Here is a 6,021-nt window from a genome sequence, read left to right as displayed (position 1 = left end):
CCGATTACATGGTGATCTGCTCGGGCCGGTCGTCGCGTCAGGTGGCGGCGATCTCTGAAAAGCTGATGGACCGGCTGAAAGAGGCCTTTGGCCGCTATTGCAAGATCGAGGGCAAGGAAACCGGCGACTGGGTGCTGATCGACAGCGCCGATGTCATCGTGCATGTGTTCCGCCCGGAAGTCCGCGATTTCTATCAGCTGGAAAAGATGTGGCTGCCTGCCGATCAGCAGCGCCCGGCCGGATACGGCACGCAGCAGGACTGAGCGATGCGGGTGCATCTTTGCGCCGTGGGGCGGCTGCGCGCCGGCCCCGAGCGTGAGCTGATCTCCGACTATGTGACGCGGTTTGACCGCACGGGCCGGGCCTTGGCGCTCGGCCCTTTCCATGAGCATGAGGTCGAGGACAAGAAGGGCGGCGGCATGGAGGCCGAGGCCATCTTGCTGGAACGCGCACTTCCCGGCGGGGCGCTGCTGGTCACGCTGGACGAACGCGGGCGGCTGCTTTCCAGCCCCGAATTTGCCGATCAACTGGCGAAATGGCGTGATGGCGGGCGGCAGGATGTGGCTTTTGTGATCGGCGGCGCCGATGGTATTGCGCCGGGGCTGCGGGCGCGGGCCGATTTCTCCATCAGTTTCGGCAAGATGGTCTGGCCGCATATGATGGTGCGGGTGATGCTGGCCGAGCAATTGTATCGCGCCAGCGCCATCCTGTCGGGCGCGCCCTACCACCGGGCCTAAGTGCGCGGGAACATCGCCTCGGGCGCCGCCATCTGCGGCAAGGCGCGCATGCGGGCCAGCCAGCCCGCCATCGCCTCGGTCGGCTCGACCCCGGCTGCCTCCAGCCATTGCGTATAGCCCCAGATCGCGCAATCGCCGATGCCCGGCGCCGCGCCATGGAAGAACGGCCCCTGCCCCAGCAGCACGGCAAAGCGCGCCGCATCGGCGCTGTAGCGCATCATCAGCCATGCCACCGCGCCGGGCGGAAAGCCCGCGCCCTGCACCCGCCGCGCCTCTTTCAACTGCGGCAGGCACATGCCGATGCGATTGGCCTCCCACATCAGCAATTCGCGCCCGCGCCGCAGCCCCTCAGGTGCCTCGCCCCCCAGGGCTTTGAAACGGCTGGCAATTTCCAGTAGGATCGCGCCGGATTGCACATGCGCCACACCGTCGATCATCAGGCAAGGCACCTCGACAAAGGGCGAGGCGGCCCGAAACGCCGCCGGGCGGCTGGCCGGGTCGGCCCAGATGTCCACCCATTCGGTGCGATGCGGCAGCCCCGCCAGCCGCAGCGCCAAAGCCACCTTGCAGGCATGGCCCGACTCCGGATGGCCATAAAGCAAAATGTCCGACATGAAACTGCCCCCGATTGTGTCGGGGGCAGTTTTTCATTCCAGAGCGGTCTTGGCAAGCGATAGCCTTGACAAGCTGTTGTCAGGCCACAATCTTTTGCGGGCGCGTCAGTTCCTCGGGGCGCAGGATGCGGTCCAGACGGGTCTGGCTCATCAGGCCCTTTTCCAGCACCAGCTCATAGACCCCCTTGCCGCTGCGATGCGCCTCCAGCGCCACTTCGGTCGCCGCCGCATAGCCGATATAGGGGTTCAGCGCCGTTACAAGGCCGATCGAACGCTCCACCGTGGCGCGCAGCGCCTCGCGGTTGGCGGTAATGCCGCGCACGCAGTTTTCCTCCAGCGTCTTGCAGGCCGCAATCAGATGGCTGACCGAGCGGAACAGCGAATAGGCGATGATCGGCTCGAAGGCGTTCAGCTGCAATTGCCCGCCCTCGGCAGCCATGGTGATGGTCATGTCATTGCCGATCACCTCGAAGGCCACCTGATTGACCACTTCCGGGATCACCGGGTTCACCTTGCCCGGCATGATCGAGCTGCCAGCCTGTTTGGCGGGCAGGTTGATCTCGTTGAAGCCTGCGCGGGGGCCAGAGGACAAAAGGCGCAGGTCATTGCAGGTTTTCGACAGCTTCACCGCCACCCGCTTCAGCACGCCCGAAACCTGCACGAAAGCGCCGCAATCCTGCGTGGCTTCCACCAGATCGGCGGCGGTCACCACCGGAATGCCGGTGATCTCGGCCAGCCGCGCCCGCACGCGCTCGGCATATTCCGGGTGCGCGGTGATGCCGGTGCCGATGGCAGTGGCGCCCAGGTTGATCTCGCGGATCAGCTGCGCCGCCTCGGCCAGCCGGGCCTCATCCTCGCCCAGCATGATGGCATAGGTGTTGAACTCCTGCCCCAGCGTCATCGGCACTGCTTCTTGAAGCTGGGTGCGGCCCATTTTCAGCACATCGGCAAATTCGGTCGCCTTGTCGGCAAAGGCACCGCGCAGCGAGGCCATGGCGCCGATCAGCCGGTGCATCCCGGCCCAGGCGGCAAGGCGCAAGGCGGTAGGATAGACATCATTGGTGGATTGGCTGAGGTTCACATGCTCATTGGGGTGCAGATGGCGGTATTCGCCCTTCTTGCGGCCCATGATCTCCAGCGCGCGATTGGCGATCACCTCATTGGCATTCATATTGGTCGAGGTGCCGGCGCCGCCCTGAATCTGGTCGACGATGAACTGGTCATGCAGCTTGCCGGCGCGGATTTCCTCGCAGGCGGCCACGATGGCGTCGCGGCGCACCGGCGACAGCAGGCCCAGATCGGCATTGGCCATGGCAGCGGCCTGCTTGATCGCAGCCAGAGCCGCGATCAGATCGGGCACCTGCCCGATGGTTTGCCCCGAGATGGCAAAGTTTTCCACCGCGCGCAGCGTGTGAACGCCCCAATAGGCCGCCATCGGCACGTCGCGGTCGCCCAGAAGGTCATGTTCGCTGCGGGTCCGTTTCATCTGTCTCACCTTGTGAGGGCACAGGCCGCACAAAGGCAAAGCGCCCGGCGGTCATGCAGGATTGGAATGTCATGAGCGTTTCGGGGCCTGTTCGCGGCCCGTGATGGGTAGATATGCCCAAGGATGCGGCATTTCCAATGCCAATATCGGCAAGGTTATTCCGAAACGGAATAGACCTCTGCCGCAGCCCAAACCTTGTTGGTCAGGCCCCGCCCACGCGCGGCATTGCGATAGAGACGGATCTGCAAGGGCAGCTCTGGCCCGACCACCGTCAGGCGGCCATCCGACAACTCTGCCGCCACCATGCCGCGCGGCAGCCAGCACAGACCATGCCCCTCCACCGCCATGGATTTCATCGCCTCGGCCATGCTGGCCTCATTGGTATGGGCCACATAGACCCGGGGCGCGCCCGGCTGGGCTTGCGCAATCGCCGCCATCAGGCCCAGAAACGAGCCGCGCGAATATTGCAGCAACGGCATTGCCTCGCCCTCGGCGGCCCAAAGTGCCGGGCGATTGGGCCGCGCCACTGCGACCAGCGCATCATGCCCCACCACCAGATGCGGAAAATTGCGCGCATCCAGCGGGGTCGGCACCGCATCGTGGTGGAAGGTCAGGAAGAAATCATAGCCGCCCTCGCTGATCGCCTCCAGACAGCGGTCATAATTCTCGGGTTTCACCCGCGTCGCCACCGGGCCAAGCGCCTCGCGCAGTTGCGTGAGCCAATGCGGCAGGAAGGTCACCGTCAGGCTGTGCAGCGCCACCAGCGCGATGACCGGGCCACTGTCCTTCTGGTGGCGGAACTCGGCGCGGCGGGCATGGATCATCCGCACCGCCTCCTCGGCCGTTTCGCGAAAGCTGCGCCCCTCCGGCGTCAGCGTCACCGGAAAGCTGTCGCGGTTCACCAGTTCCGCACCCATCCAATCCTCCAGCGCGCGGATGCGGCGCGAAAAGGCGCTTTGCGTCACCCCGCGCAGATCGGCGGCGCGCGAAAAGCTGTGCGTGTCGCAGATCGCCAGAAAATCTTCCAACCATTTGAAATCCATGGCGCCCCCTTCAGCCCAGCCGGGCAAAGGCTGCCAGCACGGTGCGCTCGGACTCGCCCAGATAGGTCTCCAGCGCCGCCGCCGCCTCGGCCGGGCGGCCTGCCTGCAACAGGGACAGGATCTCGGCATTGCGGCCCACATAGGGCGCGTGCAGCAATTCGGGGCTGTCCAGCAGACCGAAGGCCAGCCGCAGCTCTGCCGCCACCTGCGCGAAAAAGCCCATGAGGCGCGGGCTGTCGGTCAGGGCCACGATGGCGGCGTGGAATTCCATATTGGCGCTGCCGATTACCCGCCAATCCTGACCGGCATCCTCTGCCAGCCGCACCGCCGCCTGCATCTGCGCCACTGCCGGATGGCGCGGCCAGGCCTGCGCCAGCGCGGGCAGCTCGATCATCCGGCGCACCCGGTAAATATCGAGGATCGAGGCCATGGAGGGCACCGCCACGAAGACCCCCCGGTTCGGCTCGTGCCGCAGCAGGCCCTCGCGCGTCAGCAGCCGGAACACCTCGCGCAGCGTGTTGCGCGAAATCGCCAGATCGGCGGCCAGCCGCACCTCGGACAGGCGCTGCCCCGGCGTCAGCAAACCGCCCGTCACCTGCTCGCGCAGCTGTGCCGCCACCTGTTCGGTGAGGCTTTCGCCCAAGCCCTGCGCCTCGTTCATGCCGCCTCCCGCATTCTCGCGCCATCATCGCCGAGCGGGCAGGCAGACACAAGATGCGCTGATTCGCGGCCCTGCCGGACCGCTGCCGCGGCCCAAGGCTGCCACGCGCCGCTGTTCGGCCTAGCAAATTCAGTTACTTGCGGTATTGTTCAACAATTTAATGCATATCGTTCAAAAATTGTTGACGGATCACCATGCAGAATTCACAGTTCCGTCATGTAACCCCTACCCCGCCACAGCCCGGAGCGCCCCGATGCCAGACCCCACCCCGACTGCCGTGACCCGCGGCGCCTTTCTGGGCGCCATTTTCCTGATGGCGACCTCGGCGATCGGGCCGGGCTTCATCACCCAGACCGCCACCTTCACCGCCAAACTTGGCGCCGCCTTCGCCTTTGCCATTCTGGTATCGGTGCTGGTGGATTTCGTGGTGCAGCTGAACATCTGGCGCATCACCGTGCTGACCGGGCGGCGCGCTGCCGAAACCGCCAATGCCGCCATCCCCGGTGCAGGCTATCTGCTGGCCGTGCTGGTGATCTTTGGCGGGCTGGTGTTCAACATCGGCAATATTGCGGGCACCGGGCTTGGCCTCAACGCCATGACCGGGCTGGACCCGAAGGTCGGCGGGGCGCTGTCGGCGCTGGTGGCCATCGGCATTTTCCTCTCCAGCCGCGCGGGCCTGCTGGTCGACCGGCTGATCATCGTGCTGGGTCTGGTGATGATCGGGCTGACGCTGTTCGTGGCGCTGGTGTCGAACCCGCCGGTGGGCGAGGCGCTGCGGCAAAGCGTGCTGCCCGCCACCATCGACTTTGCCGCCATCACCACCATCATCGGCGGCACTGTCGGCGGCTATATCACCTATGCCGGGGCGCATCGCCTGCTGGACAAGGGGCTGGCGGGCGAGGCCAATCTGGCCGCCGCCTCGCGCGCAGCACTGAGCGGGATTGCCGTCACCGGCGTCATGCGCTTTGTGCTGTTTCTGGCCATTCTGGGCGTCGTGGCCTCGGGCGTTTCGCTCGATCTGTCGGGCAAGGCGGCGAACCCGGCGGCGCAGGCCTTTTTGGCGGCGGCGGGCGATCTGGGGCTGCGGGTGTTCGGCCTTGTCCTGTGGGCGGCGGCCATCACCTCGGTGGTAGGGGCGGCCTATACCTCGGTCAGTTTTTTCACCGTGTTCCGCATCATGGATGACCGGGCGCGCAATATCGCCACCGTGGCCTTCATCGCCGTGTCGCTGGTGATCTATCTGGGGCTTGGCACCGCGCCCGCCGCGCTCTTGGTCTTTGCCGGTGGTTTCAACGGCCTGATCCTGCCGATCGGCCTGACCCTGTTCATCTATATCGGCTTTGCCCGGTCCGATCTGATGGGCGGGCATCGCTACAATCGCCCGCTGCTGATCCTCGGCGCGCTGACCTGTGCGCTGACCTGGTATATGGGGGTGAAATCGGTCGGCACGATTTTCGCCTTCCTGGGCAGCTGAGAGAGG

Annotated in this window: 7 protein-coding genes; 3 read left to right on the top strand and 4 right to left on the bottom strand. The window is 65.6% G+C overall.

What is annotated here, in order from left to right; all coding sequences use genetic code 11:
• Window positions 1–263 (top strand): ribosome silencing factor (gene rsfS, locus JNN06_RS06380; RefSeq protein WP_291238759.1); only part of this gene is annotated, 263 nt, incomplete at its 5' end.
• A 3-nt stretch (window positions 264–266) separates the two neighbouring features.
• Window positions 267–737: a 23S rRNA (pseudouridine(1915)-N(3))-methyltransferase RlmH gene (gene rlmH, locus JNN06_RS06375; RefSeq protein WP_291238758.1), complete on the top strand. Its 471-nt coding sequence runs from the start codon at window positions 267–269 to the stop codon at window positions 735–737.
• On the opposite strand, the gene JNN06_RS06370 is transcribed toward rlmH, so the two are convergent.
• The 4 genes from JNN06_RS06370 to JNN06_RS06355 all read right to left on the bottom strand — a co-directional run bounded on the left by JNN06_RS06370 (window position 734) and on the right by JNN06_RS06355 (window position 4,541).
• Window positions 734–1,351, bottom strand: coding sequence for a glutathione S-transferase family protein (locus JNN06_RS06370; RefSeq protein ID WP_291238757.1), 618 nt, complete (start codon window positions 1,349–1,351; stop codon window positions 734–736). The genes rlmH and JNN06_RS06370 overlap by 4 nt on opposite strands.
• Window positions 1,352–1,430: 79 nt before the next feature.
• Window positions 1,431–2,837, bottom strand: a complete 1,407-nt coding sequence (gene aspA, locus JNN06_RS06365) for an aspartate ammonia-lyase (protein ID WP_291238756.1) — start codon at window positions 2,835–2,837, stop codon at window positions 1,431–1,433.
• 155 nt (window positions 2,838–2,992) lie between these two features.
• Window positions 2,993–3,880, bottom strand: a complete 888-nt coding sequence (locus JNN06_RS06360; RefSeq protein WP_291238755.1) for a LysR substrate-binding domain-containing protein — start codon at window positions 3,878–3,880, stop codon at window positions 2,993–2,995.
• 10 nt (window positions 3,881–3,890) lie between these two features.
• Complete coding sequence (locus JNN06_RS06355; RefSeq protein ID WP_291238754.1) at window positions 3,891–4,541, bottom strand: GntR family transcriptional regulator; 651 nt, start codon at window positions 4,539–4,541, stop codon at window positions 3,891–3,893.
• Window positions 4,542–4,794: 253 nt separating this feature from the next.
• Between JNN06_RS06355 and JNN06_RS06350 the strand changes: the two genes are divergently transcribed.
• On the top strand, window positions 4,795–6,015 hold the full coding sequence (locus JNN06_RS06350; RefSeq protein WP_291238753.1) for an NRAMP family divalent metal transporter: 1,221 nt from the start codon (window positions 4,795–4,797) through the stop codon (window positions 6,013–6,015).
• Window positions 6,016–6,021: the final 6 nt, after the last annotated feature.

Source organism: Gemmobacter sp., from assembly GCF_016792925.1.
In the GTDB taxonomy this organism is placed as follows: Bacteria; Pseudomonadota; Alphaproteobacteria; order Rhodobacterales; family Rhodobacteraceae; genus Gemmobacter.
This window is presented reverse-complemented; position numbering and strand designations above follow the sequence as displayed.